Here is a 17825-nt window from a genome sequence, read left to right as displayed (position 1 = left end):
CCGGGTGAGGATGACAGGGTGTGATCTTCTTCGCGGTCAAATCGCCACAAAGGGGATGATCAACCCTGGAACCGGTACTCCTCGAGGAGTCGGCGCCCAATGATCATTTTCTGGATCTCGGCGGTACCTTCACCGATCAGCAGCATCGGAGCCTCCCGGTAGAGGCGCTCGATCTCGTACTCCTTGGAGAAGCCGTAACCGCCGTGGATACGGAAGGCGTCCTCGACGACTTCCTTGCAGTACTCGGAGGCGAGGTACTTCGCCATCCCTGCCTCCAGGTCGTTTCGTTCCCCGGAGTCCTTTTTGCGTGCCGCATTCACCATCATCGCATGGGCCGCTTCGACCTTGGTGGCCATTTCGGCCAGCTTGAACTGGATGGCCTGGTGCTGGGCGATCGGCTTTCCGAAGGTGTGGCGCTGCTGGGCATAGGAAACGCCCAGCTCGAATGCACGCTGGGCGACTCCGCAGCCACGTGCGGCCACATTCACCCGGCCGACCTCGACGCCGTCCATCATTTGGTAAAACCCTCGGCCGGTGGTCCCGCCGAGTACACGATTGGCCGGAATGCGTAGTCCGTCCATGATGAGTTCCGTCGTGTCGACGCCCTTGTAACCCATCTTGTCGATCTTTCCGGGGATGGTGAGCCCCGGCCGGACCTCGCCGAAGCCCGGCTCCTTCTCCACCAGGAAGGTCGTCATCGACTTGTGCCGGGCCGTGCCCTCGGGGTGTCCTTCGTCACTTCGGCACAGCACGGCGACGAGCGACGACGTGCCGCCGTTCGTCAGCCACATCTTCTGGCCGTTCAGGACGTACTCGTCGCCGTCCCTGACACCCTTCGAGGTGATCGCCGAGACATCGGAGCCCAGCGCCGGCTCGGACATCGAGAATGCGCCCCGGACCTCGCCCAGCGCCATGCGCGGCAGGAACGTGTCCTTCTGCTCCTGAGTGCCGTGCTGCTTGAGCATGTACGCCACGATGAAGTGCGTGTTGATGATCCCCGACACGCTCATCCAGCCGCGGGCAATTTCCTCCACACACAGTGCGTATGTGAGAAGCGACTCACCCAGACCCCCGTACTCCTCGGGAATCATCAGCCCGAACAGGCCGAGCTCCTTGAGCCCCTCGACGATCTCCGTCGGGTACTCGTCGCGGTGCTCCAGCTGGGTGGCGACCGGAATGATCTCCTTGTCGACGAAATCCCGGACCGTGGAGAGGATTTCCTGCTGGATGTCGTTCAGACCGGCGGTCTGGGCGAGTCGCGTCATGGCTACTTCTCCACGTTCTTCTGCGAAGGCTGGTTCAGCTCCGGGCGGCCGGGCTGCTCGCCGCCGCGCTCCTTGATGTACGTCTCGGTGGGGACCATCACCTTGCGACGGAACACACAGACGAGCGTGCCGTCCTGCTTGTATCCCTTGGTTTCCACGTAAACGATTCCGCGGTCGCTCTTGGACTTTGACGGAATCTTGTCGAGAACGGTCGTCTCGCCGTAGATCGTGTCGCCGTGGAAGGTCGGCGCGACGTGCTTCAGCGACTCGACCTCCAGGTTGGCGATGGCCTTGCCGGAGACATCCGGGACGGACATGCCGAGCAACAGTGAGTAGATGTAGTTGCCGACGACAACGTTCTTGCCGAAATCGGTCGTCTTCTCCGCGTAGTTGCTGTCCATGTGCAGTGGGTGATGGTTCATGGTCAGCAGACAGAAAAGGTGGTCGTCGTACTCCGTGACCGTCTTTCCCGGCCAGTGCTTGTAGACCGCACCGACCTCGAACTCCTCATACGTGCGTCCGAACTGCATGATCAGGCCTCCGGAGCTTCGAACTTGGAGGTGCGCTGCATCCCGGCCGCGCGGCCCTTGCCCGCGATGACCAGGGCCATCTTCCGGCTGGCCTCGTCGATCATCTCGTCGCCGAGCATCGCCGAGCCCTTCTTGCCGCCCGCTTCCGAGGTGCACCACTCGTATGCGTCGAGGATCAGCTCGGCGTGGTCGTAGTCCTCCTGCGAGGGAGAGAACACCTCGTTGGCCGCGTCGACCTGACCGGGGTGCAGCACCCACTTGCCGTCGAAGCCCAGCGCCGCCGCACGGCCCGCGACCTCGCGGTACGCGTCCACGTCGCGGATCTGGAGGAAGGGGCCGTCGATCGCCTGGAGGTCGTGCGTACGGGCCGCCATCAGAATGCGCATCAGGATGTAGTGGTACGCGTCCGCGCCGTAGCCGGGCGGCTGCTGACCGACGACCAGGGTCTTCATGTTGATCGACGCCATGAAGTCCGCGGGGCCGAAGATCAGCGTCTCCAGGCGCGGCGAGGCGGCGGCGATGTCGTCGATGTTCACCAGGCCCTTGGCGTTCTCGATCTGCGCCTCGATGCCGATCCTGCCGACCTCGAAGCCCATCGTCTTCTCGATCTGGGTCAGCAGGAGGTCGAGCGCGACGACCTGCTGGGCGTCCTGGACCTTCGGCAGCATGATGCAGTCGAGGTTCTGGCCGGCGCCCTCGACGACCGTGATCACATCGCGGTACGTCCAGTGCGTCGTCCAGTCGTTCACTCGCACGACCCGGGTCTTGCCCGTCCAGTCGCCGTTGTTCAGCGCGTCGACGATGTGATGCCGGGCGCCTTCCTTGGCGAGCGGGGCGCAGGCGTCCTCGAGGTCCAGGAAGACCTGGTCGGCCGGGAGGCCCTGGGCCTTCTCCAGGAACCGCGGGTTCGAGCCCGGGACAGCCAGGCAGGAGCGGCGCGGACGCAGACGGTTCACAGGCTGGGTCATGCGGGGACCTCCAGAGGGTCGAGCTTGTTCGCTTTCCGGATCTCGTCGACGATACGGCCGATGATCTCCGTGATACCGAAGTCCTTCGGGGTGAATACGGCGGCGACGCCCGCCTCGATCAGCGCGGTGGCGTCGGCGGGCGGAATGATCCCGCCCGCGATCACCGGTATGTCGTTGGCGCCGGCCTCGCGCAGCCGGTTCAGCACGTCCGGCACCAGCTCGGCGTGCGAGCCGGACAGGATCGACAGACCGACGCAGTGCACGTCCTCGGCGAGTGCCGCCGAGACGATCTGTTCGGGGGTCAGCCTGATCCCCTGGTAGACGACCTCGAACCCGGCGTCACGGGCCCGTACGGCGATCTGCTCGGCGCCGTTGGAGTGCCCGTCCAGACCCGGCTTGCCGACCAGCAGCCGCAGCCGCCCGGCACCGAGGTCCTCGGCGGTACGGGCGACCTTCTCCCGTACGAGAGCGAGCGGCGTGCCCGCCTCTGCGGTCACCGCGACCGGTGCGGACGACACGCCCGTCGGGGCCCGGAACTCGCCGAACACATCGCGCAGCGCCCACGACCACTCGCCGGTGGTGACACCCGCTCGGGCGCATTCGACGGTCGCTTCCATCATGTTGTCGGTGCCCGCCGCGGCCTTCTTCAGCGCGGCCAGCGCCTCGGAGGCGCGGGTCTCGTCCCGGTTGTCGCGCCACTCGTGGAGCGCCGCGACCACCCTTGCCTCGTTGGCGGGGTCGACCGTCATGATCGCGCCGTCGAGGTCCGCGGTGAGCGGGTTCGGCTCGGTCGTCTCGTAGATGTTGACGCCGACGATTTTCTCCTCGCCGCCCTCGATCCGGGCCCGCCGCTGTGCGTGCGAGGAGACCAGCTCCGACTTCAGGTAGCCGGACTCGACGGCGGCCATGGCGCCGCCCATCTGCTGGATCCGGTCGATCTCCGCGAGCGACTCGGTGAACAGGGCGTCGACCTTCGCCTCGATGACATGCGATCCGGCGAAGATGTCCTCGTACTCCAGCAGATCGCTCTCGTGCGCGAGGACCTGCTGGATCCGCAGCGACCACTGCTGGTCCCAGGGCCGGGGGAGCCCCAGCGCCTCGTTCCAGGCCGGCAGCTGGACGGCCCGGGCGCGGGCGTCCTTGGAGAGGGTGACGGCCAGCATCTCCAGGACGATGCGCTGGACGTTGTTCTCCGGCTGTGCCTCGGTCAGCCCGAGGGAGTTGACCTGGACGCCGTAGCGGAAGCGGCGCTGCTTGGCGTCGGTGATGCCGTACCGCTCGCGCGTGACCTGGTCCCAGATGCGGCCGAAGGCGCGCATCTTGCACATCTCCTCGATGAAGCGGACGCCCGCGTTCACGAAGAAGGAGATGCGGGCGACGACATCGCCGAACTTCTCCTCGGGCACCTGCCCGGAGTCACGGACCGCGTCGAGCACGGCGATCGCAGTCGACATGGCGTACGCGATCTCCTGGACCGGAGTGGCCCCCGCCTCCTGCAGGTGGTAGCTGCAGATGTTGATCGGGTTCCACTTCGGTATGCGGTTGACCGTGTACGTGATCATGTCGGTGGTCAGCCGCAGTGACGGGCCGGGCGGGAAGACGTGCGTCCCGCGCGAGAGGTACTCCTTGACGATGTCGTTCTGCGTCGTGCCCTGGAGCTTGGTGGCGTCGGCGCCCTGCTCCTCGGCGACCACCTGATAGAGCGCCAGCAGCCACATCGCGGTGGCGTTGATCGTCATCGAGGTGTTCATCTGCTCCAGCGGGATGTCCTGGAACAGCCGCCGCATGTCGCCGAGGTGCGAGACGGGAACCCCGACCCGGCCGACCTCGCCGCGGGCGAGGATGTGGTCGGGGTCGTAACCCGTCTGGGTCGGGAGGTCGAAGGCGACCGACAGACCCGTCTGGCCCTTGGCGAGGTTGCGCCGGTAGAGCTCGTTGGACGCCTCGGCGGTCGAGTGACCGGCGTACGTCCGCATGAGCCACGGGCGGTCCTTCTGGCGGCCACTCATGTCAGATGTCCCGGAAGCGGTTGATGGCGTCGATGTGCTGCTCGCGCAGCTCCTCGTTGCGCACGCCCAGACCCTCGCGCGGGGCCAGCGCCAGGACGCCGACCTTGCCCTGGTGCAGGTTGCGGTGCACGTCGTACGCGGCCTGGCCGGTCTCCTCCAGGGAGTAGACCTTCGACAGCGTCGGGTGGATCTTGCCCTTGGCGACCAGCCGGTTGGCCTCCCACGCCTCGCGGTAGTTGGCGAAGTGCGAGCCCACGATCTTCTTCAGCGACATCCACAGGTAGCGGTTGTCGTACTCGTGGTTGTAGCCCGAGGTGGACGCGCAGGTGACGATCGTGCCGCCCTTGCGGGTCACGTACACGGAGGCACCGAACGTCTCGCGGCCCGGGTGCTCGAAGACGATGTCCACGTCCTCGCCGCCGGTCAGCTCACGGATGCGCTTGCCGAACCGCTTCCACTCGCGCGGGTCCTGGTTGTGCTCGTCCTTCCAGAACTTGTAGCCCTCGGCGTTGCGGTCGATGATCGCCTCGGCGCCCATCTTCCGGCAGATCTCCGCCTTCTGCTCGCTGGAGACGACGCAGATCGGGTTGGCGCCACCGGCCAGCGCGAACTGCGTGGCGTATGAACCGAGTCCGCCGCTGGCGCCCCAGATCAGCACGTTGTCGCCCTGCTTCATGCCGGCGCCGTTGCGCGAGACGAGCTGGCGGTACGCGGTGGAGTTGACCAGGCCCGGAGCGGCGGCCTCCTCCCAGCTGAGGTGCTGCGGCTTCGGCATCAGCTGGTTGGACTTGACGAGCGCGATCTCGGCGAGGCCGCCGAAGTTGGTCTCGAAGCCCCAGATCCGCTGCTCGGGGTCGAGCATCGTGTCGTTGTGGCCGTCCGAGGACTCCAGTTCGACCGAGAGGCAGTGCGCGACGACCTCGTCGCCGGGGTGCCAGGCGTTGACGCCGGGGCCGGTGCGCAGGACGACGCCCGCCAGGTCGGAGCCGATGACGTGGTACGGCAGGTCGTGGCGCTTGGTGAGCTCGCTGAGCCTTCCGTAGCGCTCCAGGAAGCCGAAGGTGGACATCGGCTCGAAGATCGAGGTCCAGACCGAGTTGTAGTTCACCGAACTGGCCATGACGGCGACCAGCGCCTCGCCGGGCCCGAGCTCGGGGACCGGGACGTCGTCGACGTGCAGCGACTTGCGGGGGTCCTTGTCGCGGGTGTCGAGCCCGGCGAACATCTCCGTCTCGTCCTTGTGCACGGTCACCGCGCGGTACGACTCGGGGATGGACAGCGCCGCGAAATCTGCGGCCGTGCTGTCCTGCGATTGGATCGCGTCCAGGATTTCCTTCACGGTGTGCCTCCGAAATGGGGTTTCCCCTGCTCGAGCGGAGCCGAGAGCTCGGGGAATGCGTCGAGGGAACGCTTGAGGTCCCTGCCAACGGGGGGGTGCGGTGCGATGTGGAGGTGCTGCCGTCGGTTCGGCTGGTAAGGCTTCGGCTTGCTCTGGTGGAGCAGAAGGGTTGCCTGTGACGCAGGCGCCCGGGCGCGCAGGCACATGGCTTGCGGGGACAGCCGGCGTACGTGAGGTCTCTGCACGCCGGCCGCCCGGACAACTTCAACGTATGGCACTCCGTGACACCTGGCAAGGCACTCGGTGCCAACAATTTCTCTCACTTGTCATCCGGCGGGCACACATGAGCAGCATGTGGGGTGTTTCGCCGGATTCCGTCCCGCTCGGTACGGTCAGACGGAGCAGCGCCGGTACACATACGGCGTAGTCGTGCCGAGCACCCTGAAGCCGAGCCGCTGAAGGATCGGACGGCTCTGGTCGGACGCGTCGACCTGCAGATACGTGAAACCGCGCTCGGCGGCGATCCGGGCACGGAAGGCCACCAGCGCCCGGTAGATGCCCTTCCCCCGCCAGGGCTCGACCGTGCCGCCGCCCCACAGGCCCGCGAAGCCGGTACCCGAGTACAGCTCCATGCGGGCCGAGCTCACCGGCTCGTCGCCCGCCATGGCCAGCACCCCGACGAAGCTGTCCGGGTCCTCGGTCAGCCGGGCCAGCACCTGATGCCGCAGCCGTGACCAGTCCGAGCCGAACGCCTGCTCATGGGCCCGGGCCATCAGCTCCACATCGGCCGCGTCGGTCACCGTACGCAACCGGACGCCCTCGGGGAGTTCCACCGCGGTCGCGAGGTCCGCGACCGGGGCCACCAGCAGGGTCTCCGGTTCCTCGGCGACGAAGCCGGCCGCCCGCAGCCGCTGTCCCAGGTCCGCCGGCCGGTCGTGCGCGTACAGCTTCCACTCGAACTCGTCGAGGCCGAGCGCGCCGAAGTGTTCCACCTGCGCCGCGATCGCGGCATCCGCCCGGACGCCGTCCAGATCCGGCGCCGACCAGACGACGCCGTTCCAGTCGTCGGCCGCGCCGACCTGACGCACGACGTCGGCGGTGCGCTCGACGCGGACACCGGGGCCGTCGGGGCGGGCGTGCTCGCGCATCTCGTGGTCGAAGAGGGACAGCAAGGTGTTGTGATCAGGGGTCATGCGCCCACCACAACACCGGGGGATCCGGGCGAGCAACCAGGTTTCGGCGCCCGGGTACGCGAACGCCGGGCGGGCTCGGCAGCGAGCCCGTCCGGCGTGTAGTCCGACGCGGCGGATCGGCCGACTGGCCCCCGCTCAGCGGTCCTTGAGCGCCTGCTGGATCGTGCGCATCACTTCGTCGAGCGGTGCGTCGGTGCGCGCCACCGCGACCAGCACCTCGCCCTCCGTGCTCACCGAAGCGGCGGGCGGCGTCGACGGGGGTTCGGTCCCGGCGATCCGGCCCGCACCGATCCCGGTCCCGAACGTGTCCCGGACGATCGCGAACGCGTGGTCGAGCTGGGCCTCCACATCGCCCTGGCCGCCTGCCCGCAGCCAGCGGCGCAGCACGTGGTTGTGCGCGGTGACGACAGCGGACGCCGCGACCTCCGCCAGCAGCGGATCGTCGTTGCCGACATGGTGGTCGCGCTCGTCGAAATGGCCCAGCAGATAGCGCGTGAACAGCCGCTCGTAGCGGGCCACCGACGCGATCTCGGCCTCCCGCAGCGTGGGGACCTCACGGGTCAGTTTGTAGCGGGCCACGGAGACCGCGGGCTTGGCCGCGTACATCTTCATGACTTCCTTGATGCCGCGGCAGACGGTGTCGAGCGGGTGCTCGTGCGCAGGAGCGGCATTGAGGACGGCCTCGGCCCGGACGAGGGTGTCGTCGTGATCCGGGAAGATCGCCTCTTCCTTGGAGCGGAAGTGGCGGAAAAAGGTCCGCCGGGCGACTCCTGCGGCGCCCGCGATCTCGTCGACCGTAGTCGCCTCGTACCCCTTGGTGGCGAAGAGCTCCATCGCCGCAGCGGCCAGTTCGCGGCGCATTTTGAGCCGTTGGGCGGCGGCGCGCGTGCCTGCGGCACTCTCCGGGGCGTCGGGCGCGGCGGAGGCACGGGGGGACCTGGCAGGCTGGGACATGGTGTGAACGTACTGCATCGGCGCAGGGGAGCGCGCCTGCGGGGGCGGACCGCCCGGAGGATCGAGCAGCCCGCCCCAGCCGGCCCCCGGCCCCGGAACCGCGGGGCCGGCCGGCCCCGCGGCCGTCGGCCGGCCCTCAGCGGCGGGCATATTCGCGGAAGCCGCGCCCCGTCTTGCGGCCGAGGCAGCCCGCGGCCACCAGATGCTCCAGCAGCGGTGCAGGGGCCAGGCCCGGGTCGCGGAACTCGCTGTGCAGCACCTTCTCGATGGCGAGCGAGACATCGAGCCCGACGACGTCGAGGAGCTCGAACGGGCCCATCGGGTAGCCGCCGCCCAGCTTCATCGCCGCGTCGATGTCGTCGAGCGTCGCGTAGTGCTCGCCGACCATCTTGATCGCGTTGTTGAGGTACGGGAACAGCAGCGCGTTCACGATGAACCCGGCCCGGTCCCCGCAGTCCACCGGGTGCTTGCGGATCTTCACGCACACGTCACGGACGGTGGCGTGGACGTCGTCCGCGGTGAGCACCGTGCGGACCACCTCGACCAGCTTCATCGCGGGGGCCGGGTTGAAGAAGTGCATCCCGATGACGTCCTGCGGACGTGAGGTGGCCCGCGCGCACGCCACGACCGGCAGCGACGACGTGGTGGTGGCGAGCACCGCACCCGGCTTGCAGACCTTGTCCAGCGTGGTGAACAGCTGCTGCTTGACCGCCAGGTCCTCGGCGACCGCCTCGACCGCGAGATCGACGTCGTCGAACGAGTCCAGCGAACCGGCCGTGGTGATGCGGCCGAGGGTCTCGTCCCGCGCCTCGGCCGTCAGCCGCCCCTTGGTGACCGAACGCTCCAGCGACTTGGCGATCCGGCCCTTCGCGGTGTCCGCCTTCTCCTGGCTGCGGGCGGCGAGCACCACGTCGTAGCCGGCCTTCGCGAAGACCTCCGCGATGCCCGAGGCCATGGTCCCGGAACCGGCGACACCCACCGACCGCACGGTGCGTCCGGCCACCGCTCCGGCGCTCTCCTGCGGCGTCTTCGCGTCCGGCACGACGGTCTGGCTGCCGGTCGCCGCGTACGTGTAGAAGCCGCGGCCCGACTTGCGGCCGGTCAGCCCGGCCTCGCTGAGCTGCCTGAGGATCGGCGCCGGGGCGTGCAGCCGGTCGTGCGACGCGGAGTACATCGCCTCCAGGACGGTACGCGCGGTGTCGACCCCGATCAGGTCGAGCAGGGCCAGCGGGCCCATCGGCAGCCCGCAGCCCAGCTTCATCGCCGCGTCGATGTCCTCACGGGAGGCGTAGTTCGCCTCGTACATCGCGGCGGCCTGGTTGAGGTAGCCGAACAGCAGCCCGTCGGCCACGAACCCCGGCCGGTCGCCCACCGCGACCGGCTCCTTGCCCAGCTCGCGGGCGAGCGCCGTGACCGCCTCGACGGCCTGCGGCGCGGTCAGCACCGAGGAGACCACCTCGACCAGCTTCATCGCGGGCGCCGGGTTGAAGAAGTGCAGACCGAGCACCCGCTCGGGACGCCGGGACTCGGCGGCCAGCCGGGTCACCGACAGGGCGTTGGTGCCGGTCGCCAGGATCGCGGTGGGCGAGGTGATCGCGTCGAGTTCCCGGAAGACCTGCTGCTTGATCTCGTACGACTCGGGCACGACCTCGATGACGAGCTGGGCCTCGGCGGCGGCCTGCAGGTCGGAGAAGGTACGGAACCGGGCGAGGACGTCGTGGCGCTCCTCCTCGGTGATCCGCCCCTTCTGCACGCTGCGGGCGGTGGAGGCCTCCAGGGCGGCGACGGCCTGGCGGGCGGCCGCCTCGCTGATGTCGATACCGATGACCTCGCGGCCGGCCCGGGCCAGGACCTCGGCGATGCCGGTGCCCATGGTGCCGAGACCGACGACGGCAATGGTGGAGAGAGGGATGTCCATCACGGGACTCCAGGGATGAGTGACGACTGTGTGGGCGCACTGTGCGTACGGATCAGGTGGGGCCGCGAAGCCCAACCGGCGCATGGCGTGCGGGAACTGCGTGTCGTGGTGCCCAGGGCCGGGATGCGTGGAGCACACCCGGACCGGGATGGGGGTGACGGACTCTGTCCCGGAGTCACGTCGCGCAAAGCTGCCGAACCGACAAGCACTCCGGGTGGCTGCGTCACCAGGCCACTGGAGTCGGCGGGGAGTGTGTCCCGCTCACATGAGCTTAACTGGTGGGTAACGAGCGCGCCAGCCCCGAATCACTGTGGGCCCGCTCACACTCACCGTGTCCGCCGATAGGCTGACAGTCATGGACGAGGAGTTCCGGTCGCTGGCCGACCGGCTGGCGGACGAGGCGGGGGAGTCGGCGGCTTACCGCAGACTGCTTGCCACCGAGGACGACGAGGAGCTGGCCCGGGTCCTCGTCGAGCGGGAACGTCCGCTCTGGGCGCGCGAGATCGCCGCGTTCCGGCTCGGCTGCAGCGGCGACGGACGCGCCTTCGAGGCGCTGGTCCTGCTGCTCAACCACCGCGACCCGGAGCGCTGTGTCTCCGCGGCCCACGCCCTGGTGCGCCTCGGTGATCCGCGCACGCCCCGTGCCGCCGCGGCCCTGGCGACGAACACCCTGCGCACCGCGTACGCCCTGCACCCGGTGCGGCTGCTCACCGCGCTCGGGGCTCCGGAGTCCGTGCCGGCGCTGATGAGCACCCTGAGGCGGCTGCTGGCTACGGACGACCCGCACTGGCGGGTCGCGCTCGCCTGCGTGGAAGGGCTCGGACAGCTCGGGGACCAACAGGCCCGCCCGCTCCTGGAGGCGGCGCTGCCGCACCCGCGGCTGGGCGGCGCGGCGCGGGAAGCCCTCAGCCGGCTGAGGGAACGGAAGGCGTGAGGGTGCGTACGTACCGAACCTCCGGCACGAGTACGCCGTCCACCTCGAAAGGCTCCTCGGCGCCGTCGGGGAGGAAGCCCGCGCGTTCGTAGAAACGGCGCGCCGGGGCGTTCTCCTCCAGGACCCAGAGCGCCAGGTCCGGGAAGCCGTCCGCGGTGGCGCGGGTGAGTATCTCCGTCATCAGGGCGCGTCCGGCCCCCGTGCCGATGTGCTCGGGCAGCACATAGATCGCGTACAGCTCGCCCCCTGCCAGGCGCCTGCCGTTCTCGCGGTACGGGCCGTAGCAGGCCCAGCCGATCACTCCCAGGCCCGACCGCTCGGCCACCACGTTCACGACGGTGTTGCCCTCGGCGAAGAATCCGCGCCGCCGTTCCGCGTCCTCGGCGATGTCCATGGCGTCCAGATGCGCCTGCGGCATCAGTCCGGCGTAGGCGGCCTGCCAGCCGCGCACCCGGACCGTCGCGACGGCCTCGCAGTCGTCGACGGTCATGGGCCGGACGGACAGGCCGGGGGCGTACGCGGAGGTGGTCCGTATGGTCATACGGACCATGGTGGCGTACGCCCCCCGAAGGCCTGCGGCCGGGTTACCGGATCCGGAGCCGTTCCGGGGTTCCGGGCCGGGAGCCGGCGAACCCCGTCAGCGGCGGAAGCCGAGCATGCCGTGCAGCGTGGCGCCCGCGGGGTCCGCCGCAGCGCTCCGTGCCGACTTCGCCGACGCCCCGGCAGCCTCCGGCTCGGGGTCGGGCGACTTCGCGCACACCGCGTCCGCGTCGGAGCTGCTGCCGCCGCCGCGCGGGACGGTGCCCTTGTCGAGGTAGTCCGCCAAGTACCCGTCCAGGCACGCGTTGCCGCTCAGCGTGATGCCGTGATTGCCGCCGCCCTGCTCGACGACCAGGCTGGAGCCGTCGAGCCTGCGGTGCATGGTCACCCCGCCCTCGTACGGTGTGGCCGCGTCCTCCGTGGCCTGGAAGAGCAGCGCCGGCGGGAGCGCCTCGTTGGAGACCCGTACCGGGTTGAGCGACTCGACCGGCCAGGAGACGCACGGCGCGTTGTACCAGGCGTTGTTCCAGGCGAAGAACGGTGCCTTCGCGTGCACCCGCCAGCTGTCGTTGCGCCACGTGTTCCAGTCGCGCGTCCACGGAGCGTCGCGGCACTGCACGGCGGTGTAGACCGAATAGCCGTTGTCCTTCTCGGCGTCGACGGCGCCGAGCTTCTTGTACGCGTCGACGAGCGCGTTCTGGTCCTTGTGGTTCACGTACCGGGCGAATGCGTTCGCCAGGTACGGCCAGTACCCGTTGTAGTAGCCACCCGGCAGGAACGTGTCCTCCAGCTCGCTCGCGCCGATCGTTCCGCCCGCGGGCTTCTTCCTGACCGCCTCGCGCATCCGGTACCAGGCGGCCTCGACCTCCGCCGGGTCGCTGCCGAGCCGGTACGTCGAGCTGTGCTTCGCGACCCAGGCGGCGAACGCCTTCTGGCGGGCGTCGAACGCGTAGTCCTGGCCGATGTTGTCGTCGTACCAGACCCCGTCCGGGTCGACGTTCGAGTCGAGTACCAGGCGCCGCACCCGCACCGGGTACAGCTTGGCGTACACCGCGCCCAGATAGGTGCCGTACGAGTACCCGAAGTAGTTGAGCTGCTGGGAGCCGAGGGCCTGCCGGATCACATCGAGGTCCTTGGCGGCGCTGACCGTGTCCATGTACGGCAGCAGATCGGGGTACTTGCTGCCGCACGCCGCGGCGAAGGACGCGGCACGGTCGCGGTTGGCCTGCTCGTCCTCGGGGTCCAGCGGCACCGAGTCGGGGCGCATCGGTTTGAAGTACTCCGGTACGCAGTTCAGCGCCGGGGAGCTCTTCCCCACTCCCCGTGGGTCGAAGCCGATCACGTCGTACTGCGCGGCGACCTTCGCGGGCAGCGTGCCCGCCACGAAGCCGGCCATCGTGAGCCCACTGCCGCCGGGGCCGCCCGGGTTGACGAGGAGCGGGCCCTGGGAGGTTTTCGCGGTGTGCGGGATCCGGGACAGGGCGAGAGTGATGCTCCTGCCCGACGGGTCGTCATGATTGAGCGGCGTGCGCACGGTTGAGCACTGCAGCTTCGGGTACTTCTTGGTGCCGCAGCCGGTCCAGTGGAGCGGCGCGGCAGGTGGCGCAGCCGCTTCGGCGGTCGTCGGGGACGGTGCGACGGTCACCAGACCGGCGAGCGTCGCACCGACGGCGAACAGAATTCCTGAACGGTTCGTCATATGGCCTCCCGTGGTGGGGGGAACGCGGCTGCGCGTGGCACAGCCCCCGCCGCATGCTCCCCACATTCGGGGACGGAGGGACATGTTCTGGGGAGAGTTGACCCATTTGCCCGCTCTCGGTCCGCACGGGCCCGATGCCGGACCTGCTGCTACGGCCCGCCCGGATCCTGGCGTCGAACCGTCGTCTCAGAGCAGGCTCAGCTGGGTGGGGCCGGAGCCGTCCGCCGGCGCCTGCAGCTCCTGCTGTGCGGGGATCCGGCGGGCCTCGCCCCGGCGCGCCGGACCGATCCCGTACTCGGCCGCAAACTCGTGCACCCGGCGGGTGATGGCCCGCTGGTACCAGGTGGGTGCATAAGACCCGTCCGCGTACATCCGCTCGTACCGCCGTACCAGCTGGGGGTGGTGCCGGCCGAGCCACTGCATGAACCACTCGCGGGCGCCGGGCCGCAGGTGGAGTACGAGCGGGGTCACCGAGGTCGCCCCGGCCTCGGCGATCGCACGGACCGTGGCGCGCAGTTGCTCCGGGCGGTCGCCGAGGAACGGGATGACGGGCGCCATCAGGACACCGCAGTCGATGCCGTTCTCGCTCAGCGTCCGCACGACGTCGAGGCGGCGCTCGGGGGAGGGGGTTCCGGGTTCGACCGTGCGCCACAGCTCGGCGTCGACGAAGCCGACCGAGACGGAGATGCCGACCTCGGTGACCTCCGCGGCCTGCCGCAGCAGCTCGAGGTCGCGCAGGACGATCGTGCCCTTGGTGAGGATCGAGAAGGGGTTCGCGTGGTCGCGGAGCGCCTCGATGATGCCGGGCATCAACCGGTAGCGGCCCTCGGCGCGCTGGTAGCAGTCGACATTGGTGCCCATCGCGATGTGCGCGCCGTGCCACCGGCCGGAGGCGAGGTGGCGGCGGAGCAGCTCGGGAGCGTTGATCTTGACGACGATCTGCGAGTCGAAGCCGAGCCCGGTGTCGAGGTCCAGATAGCTGTGGGTCTTGCGGGCGAAGCAGTAGACGCAGGCGTGCGTGCAGCCCCGGTACGGGTTCACGGTCCACTCGAACGGCATCCGCGATGCGCCGGGCACCCGGTTGACGATCGAGCGGGCCCGGATCTCATGGAAGGTGATCCCCCGGAACTCGGGTGTGTCGAAGGTGCGCGTGGTCACCGCGTCGGCGGCGAACAGCGCGCCGGTTCCGGCCCCCCGGGTGTTCTCGACCAGATTCTCCCAGCGCATGGACGCCTCCTCGGTAGCACTGGCGACAGAATAGAACACTTGTTCCCTTGATCGCTTTCTCCCCTTCGTCCCCGGTCCGGATTTTGAGCGGAGTGCCCGAAGTGATTGGCTCAGCACACCCCGAACAACCGAGTGGTGGAGGAACAGCCATGGCGCAGGTCGAGGCCACGACAGAGCGGATCATCGACGCGGACGCGGAGGCGGTGTTCGACGCGCTTGCCGACTACAAGGAGGTCCGGGGCAAGGTGCTCCCCGGCCACTTCAGCGAGTACGAGGTGCGCGAGGGCGGCGACGGCGAGGGCACCGTCGTCCACTGGAAGCTCCAGGCCACCAGCAAGCGCGTCCGCGACTGCCTGCTGGAGGTCAGCGAGCCCACCGACGGGCAGCTCGTCGAGAAGGACCGCAACTCGTCGATGGTCACCACCTGGACCGTCACGCCGGCGGGCGAGGGCAGGTCCAAGGCTGTCGTCTCGACCGTCTGGAACGGCGCGGGCGGCATCGGCGGGTTCTTCGAGAAGACCTTTGCGCCCAAGGGGCTTGGCCGCATCTACGACGAGCTGCTGCAGAACCTCGCGACCGAGGTCGAGAAGTAGCACCGGGCGCCCCGTACCGGACTCACCGGTTCGGGTGGTTTTCCCAGGCCGTCAGTTGCGCGCCGTAGTGGCTCCCACCGGGGGATAAGCCCCCAAGTGCGCCGTCAGCGCCCCCTCGTCGCGTTTGCCTCCCTTGTCGCGCAATGCGAGAAATGGGCGGCGCAGATGCGACGAGGGGAGCGGCACGTGGTGGGCGGCGGGATCACTCTGGTGAAGGACGAGCCGGACGGTGCGGGAGACACCGGTGCGCAGACGGCCGCCCCGCCCGGCATCGAGTCCGTGCTCCCGTCCTCGCCACCGTCCGTCCCGACCTCGCAGGATCCGGCCGAACAGGAGATCGGCCCCCGCCGTATCCGGCTGGTCTTCCTCGGGCTGATGCTCACCCTGCTGCTCGCGGCGCTCGACCAGATGATCGTCGCCACCGCGCTGCCGAAGATCGTCGGGGAACTGCACGGCCTGGAGAAGATGTCATGGGCGGTCACCGCTTATCTCCTGGCCTCCACCATCGGGCTGCCGATCTACGGCAAACTCGGCGATCTCTTCGGCCGCAAGGGCGTCTTCCAGTTCGCGATCGTCGTCTTCGTCACCGGCTCCGCGCTGGCCGGCTGGTCACGCACCATGGACGAGCTGATCGCCTTCCGCGCCGTCCAGGGTGTCGGCGGCGGCGGCCTGATGATCGGGGTCCAGGCGATCATCGCGGACGTCGTACCGCCCCGCGAACGCGGCCGGTTCATGGGACTGATCGGCGCCGCCTTCGGCCTGGCGTCCGTCGCCGGACCGCTCCTCGGCGGCTTCTTCACCGACCACGCCTCCTGGCGCTGGTGCTTCTACATCAACGTCCCGTTCGGCCTGATCACCCTCGCCGTCATCACCGTCGTGCTGAAGCTCCCCAAACCCACCGTCCGGCCCCGCCTCGACGTGCTCGGCGCACTGCTGCTGGCCGCCGCCTCCACCTGCCTGGTGCTGCTGACCAGCTGGGGCGGTACGGAGTACGCGTGGGGCTCGCGCACCATCCTGGGGCTGGCCGCCGGGGCTGCCGGAACGACACTGCTCTTCCTCGTGGTCGAGCACCACGCACCCGAACCCGTCATCCCGCTGCGGCTGTTCCGCGACTCGATCTTCAATGTCACCGCGCTGGTCGGCGCGGTCGTCGGCGTCGCCCTGTTCGGCGCCGCCAGCTATCTGCCGACGTTTCTGCAGATGGTCGACGGCGCCACCGCCACCGAATCGGGGCTCCTGATGCTCCCGATGATGGGCGGCATCGTCGGCGCGTCCGTCGCCTCCGGCCAGTTGATCTCCCGTACCGGCCACTACCGCGTCTACCCGATCCTCGGCAGCGCGATCTCGGTGGTCGGCATGTGGCTGCTCTCCCGCCTCGAGACCGACACCCCACGCCTCGAATACAGCGTGGCGCAGGCCGTGCTGGGCATCGGGATCGGCCTGATCATGCCGGTGCTCGTCCTCGCCGTGCAGAACTCCGTCCCGCCCGCCGACCTCGGCACCGCCACCAGCGCGAACAACTACTTCCGGCAGATCGGCGGCAGCGTCGGCGCCGCCGTGTTCGGGACGCTCTTCGCGGGCCGCCTCGCGGATGCCCTGGCCGTCCGCCTGCCGTCCGGCGCCGACCTCCCCGACCCCGAGTCGATCACTCCGCAGCTGGTCCACGCGATGGAGCCCGCGCTCCGCGACAGCTACATCCAGGCGTACGCCGACGCGATGCCACGGATCTTCCTCTACCTCGTGCCGGTGCTCGTGCTCGGCCTCGTCATCGCCTGCTTCCTCAAGGAGAAACCGCTGGTGTCCCACCACAGCCCCGAAACAGCCGCCGAGTCCGCCTCGATCCCCGCCGCCCGCATCACCGCCACCGCGCCGCACGTCCACCTCTCGGGCGTGCCCGTGTGCGGCAGCGTCCAGCACCCCGACGGCACGAAGGTCCCGCGCGCCGCTCTCACCCTGATCGACGTCCAGGGACAGCAGGTCGGGCGGGGTGCGAGCGGTGACGACGGGCGGTACGCGCTGAGCGTGCCGGGCTCCGGCAGTTACGTCCTGATCGCGGCGGCCGGCGGGCATCAGCCTCAGGCCGTCAGCGTCACCGTCGGCGAACGGCCGGTCGAGCTCGATGTGGTGCTCGGCGGTGCGGGCCGACTGGCCGGGGCGGTCGTCACGGCCGACGGAATCCCGGTGCGGGACGCCGCCGTCACCCTCACCGATGTCCGCGGAGAGGTCGTCGCGTCCACCCGCAGCAGCCGTGAAGGCGGCTATGTGATCTCGGAGCTGGTGGCAGGGGAGTACACCCTCGCCGCCAGCGCCCCCGCCTTCCGGCCCGCCGCGCTGCCGGTCAGCGTGCAGGCGGCCAGGGAGACCCGGCAGGACATCGAACTGGCGGGCGGGGCGGTGCTTCGCGGCATCGTGCGGGCGAGCGGCGGCCGGCCCGTCGAGGACGCCCGGGTGACGCTCCTCGACGCGGCGGGCAATGTCGTCGACACCCTGACCACCGGGCCCGACGGGGCGTTCCGCTTCGTGGACCTGTCGTCCGGCGAGTACACGGTGATCGCAGCCGGGTACCCGCCGGTGGCGACCGTCCTCCAGGTCGCCGGCGGCGGGCGCACCGAACGCGACCTCCAGCTCGGGCACGAGGACTGACGGCCGGGGCGCG

14 protein-coding genes are annotated in these 17825 nt (G+C 69.5%); 3 read left to right on the top strand and 11 right to left on the bottom strand.

Features of this window, described 5'->3' with window-relative positions; translation table 11 throughout:
* Positions 1 to 59: 59 nt before the first annotated feature.
* The 8 genes from OG878_RS07725 to OG878_RS07690 form a co-directional block, all read right to left on the bottom strand.
* Positions 60 to 1265 (bottom strand): acyl-CoA dehydrogenase family protein, encoded by a 1206-nt coding sequence (locus OG878_RS07725; protein WP_030971711.1) that lies wholly within the window; start codon positions 1263 to 1265, stop codon positions 60 to 62.
* 2 nt (positions 1266 to 1267) lie between these two features.
* Positions 1268 to 1795: a MaoC family dehydratase gene (locus OG878_RS07720; protein ID WP_277329471.1), complete on the bottom strand. Its 528-nt coding sequence runs from the start codon at positions 1793 to 1795 to the stop codon at positions 1268 to 1270.
* 2 nt (positions 1796 to 1797) lie between these two features.
* Entirely contained in the window at positions 1798 to 2763 is a 966-nt protein-coding gene (locus OG878_RS07715) for an HpcH/HpaI aldolase/citrate lyase family protein (protein ID WP_328886087.1), read from the bottom strand.
* Positions 2760 to 4772: a protein meaA gene (locus OG878_RS07710; protein WP_328886086.1), complete on the bottom strand. Its 2013-nt coding sequence runs from the start codon at positions 4770 to 4772 to the stop codon at positions 2760 to 2762. The genes OG878_RS07715 and OG878_RS07710 overlap by 4 nt, the downstream gene beginning before the upstream one ends.
* 1 nt (position 4773) lies before the next feature.
* Positions 4774 to 6111, bottom strand: coding sequence for a crotonyl-CoA carboxylase/reductase (ccrA, locus tag OG878_RS07705; protein WP_328886085.1), 1338 nt, complete (start codon positions 6109 to 6111; stop codon positions 4774 to 4776).
* A 392-nt stretch (positions 6112 to 6503) separates the two neighbouring features.
* Positions 6504 to 7304, bottom strand: coding sequence for a GNAT family N-acetyltransferase (locus OG878_RS07700; RefSeq protein WP_328886084.1), 801 nt, complete (start codon positions 7302 to 7304; stop codon positions 6504 to 6506).
* 135 nt (positions 7305 to 7439) lie between these two features.
* Positions 7440 to 8258, bottom strand: a complete 819-nt coding sequence (locus tag OG878_RS07695; protein WP_328886083.1) for a TetR family transcriptional regulator — start codon at positions 8256 to 8258, stop codon at positions 7440 to 7442.
* A gap of 136 nt (positions 8259 to 8394) precedes the next feature.
* Positions 8395 to 10176, bottom strand: a complete 1782-nt coding sequence (locus OG878_RS07690) for a 3-hydroxyacyl-CoA dehydrogenase family protein (protein WP_328886082.1) — start codon at positions 10174 to 10176, stop codon at positions 8395 to 8397.
* Between the two features lie 355 nt (positions 10177 to 10531).
* On the opposite strand from OG878_RS07690, the gene OG878_RS07685 reads away from it, so the two are divergent.
* Positions 10532 to 11110: an adenylosuccinate lyase gene (locus tag OG878_RS07685; RefSeq protein WP_443049072.1), complete on the top strand. Its 579-nt coding sequence runs from the start codon at positions 10532 to 10534 to the stop codon at positions 11108 to 11110.
* Here OG878_RS07685 and OG878_RS07680 read toward each other — a convergent pair.
* The 3 genes from OG878_RS07680 to OG878_RS07670 form a co-directional block, all read right to left on the bottom strand.
* Complete coding sequence (locus tag OG878_RS07680) at positions 11082 to 11651, bottom strand: GNAT family N-acetyltransferase (RefSeq protein WP_328886080.1); 570 nt, start codon at positions 11649 to 11651, stop codon at positions 11082 to 11084. The genes OG878_RS07685 and OG878_RS07680 overlap by 29 nt on opposite strands.
* Before the next feature lie 96 nt (positions 11652 to 11747).
* Complete coding sequence (locus tag OG878_RS07675) at positions 11748 to 13349, bottom strand: alpha/beta hydrolase (protein ID WP_328886079.1); 1602 nt, start codon at positions 13347 to 13349, stop codon at positions 11748 to 11750.
* Positions 13350 to 13535: 186 nt separating this feature from the next.
* Entirely contained in the window at positions 13536 to 14576 is a 1041-nt protein-coding gene (locus tag OG878_RS07670) for an Rv2578c family radical SAM protein (protein WP_328886078.1), read from the bottom strand.
* A gap of 149 nt (positions 14577 to 14725) precedes the next feature.
* On the opposite strand from OG878_RS07670, the gene OG878_RS07665 reads away from it, so the two are divergent.
* Complete coding sequence (locus OG878_RS07665) at positions 14726 to 15169, top strand: SRPBCC family protein (RefSeq protein ID WP_328886077.1); 444 nt, start codon at positions 14726 to 14728, stop codon at positions 15167 to 15169.
* A 189-nt stretch (positions 15170 to 15358) separates the two neighbouring features.
* Positions 15359 to 17812, top strand: coding sequence for an MFS transporter (locus OG878_RS07660; protein ID WP_328891165.1), 2454 nt, complete (start codon positions 15359 to 15361; stop codon positions 17810 to 17812).
* Positions 17813 to 17825: the final 13 nt, after the last annotated feature.

It is taken from the genome of Streptomyces sp. NBC_00316 (genome assembly GCF_036158715.1).
Taxonomy (GTDB): Bacteria; Actinomycetota; Actinomycetes; order Streptomycetales; family Streptomycetaceae; genus Streptomyces.
Note: the sequence above shows the minus strand (reverse complement) of the source record. Positions and strands in the feature narration are given on the sequence as shown.